The organism is Candidatus Fermentibacter sp. (genome assembly GCA_030373045.1).
Classification (GTDB): domain Bacteria; phylum Fermentibacterota; class Fermentibacteria; order Fermentibacterales; family Fermentibacteraceae; genus Fermentibacter.
Genome location: JAUCPW010000057.1, coordinates 1 through 1,111, shown reverse-complemented (window position 1 = coordinate 1,111; position 1,111 = coordinate 1). Strand labels below are relative to the sequence as shown.

Annotated in this window: 2 protein-coding genes; both read right to left on the bottom strand. The window is 69.3% G+C overall.

Annotated features, from left to right (window positions below):
* On the bottom strand, window positions 1–672 hold a 672-nt coding region (locus tag QUS11_09445), incomplete at its 3' end, for a hypothetical protein (protein ID MDM7993526.1).
* Window positions 673–700: 28 nt separating this feature from the next.
* Complete coding sequence (locus tag QUS11_09440; protein MDM7993525.1) at window positions 701–958, bottom strand: hypothetical protein; 258 nt, start codon at window positions 956–958, stop codon at window positions 701–703.
* Window positions 959–1,111 lie beyond the last annotated feature (153 nt).

Genomic DNA, 1,111 nt, shown 5'->3' with positions numbered 1-1,111 from the left:
CTCCACCGCTCGGGGGGTGCCGCGGTGGCATTCGGGGTTCACGGCGTCCCACTGAAAAAAGTACCACCCGGGCGTCTGGGGGATCGCGAGCCCCGAGCCCGAGGAGTGCAGGGCGGTGATGGTGAAGGGGCCGGCGGGCCCGTAGGTCGCGAGCTGCGCGAAGAACGTGCCGTCTTCGGACTTTACCCAGACGCGGATGTTGCCGGCGGTGGCGTTGTCGCCCCAGTCGGCGGGGGCCGTGACGGTGGCGATCAGGCCGTCGGTATCGCCCGAGAGGGAGAGGGACCGCGGCGCGGACGGGCCCGTCATGCCGACGGGGGCGTCCACGACGGGCAGATGCGGGCCCCAGACACCGACAGACTGCAGGAGCCCATGGACGGCCGTGAGGGCCGTGAGAGGGCCGAACGGGCCCCGCGGGACCTTGATCACGGCGTCGGTACCGACCTCGTTGGTGTAGTTCTGCCACTGCGAAGTGAGGTAAGCAGCGACATCGGCCCACTGTGCGCGGGCCTCGGCCGTGAGGCCGCTCCAGGCCTTCGAGATGACTGCGATCACGTCGCGGGCCTGGACCTGACGGGCGGTGCCGGGATTCCTCACGCTGGAGGGGAGCACGCCGAGCACGGTGAGCCCCTTCCAGTTGCGGAACACGCCTCCGCCGTAGCGGCCGGCCATAGACGTTATGAGAGCGGACAGGGTTACCCTAGCCAGTTGGGGCCTCCTCGGTTTCCGGGGCCTCGATGTTCTCGGGCTCCGGGGGGTAGTTCATGAGGAGCGGGGGCTCCTCTGCCTCCTCGATGGAATCGCCTTCGAGGGAATCCGGGGTGCTCGGGACCGCCCCCAGGCTGTCAACCTGCTGGTCAGTGATGCCGGCGTCGACGGAGTCGGCGCGGAACCACAGGGAGCAGGCCAGCATCACGGCGGCCAGAGCCAGGAAAAGCACCACGACTGCGGACTTCAACGGCTCGACCTTCTTTCCGGGCGTGGTCCGACCGCGGGCCCTGCGGGGATCTCACGTCCAAGTGCATTATGCAAGCCGCGGGCAGTGCGTTGCAACTCTGCCGCTCTGCCTCCGGGCCCCCGAAGCTGGCGAGCGGAACGGATAGGGCCGGGG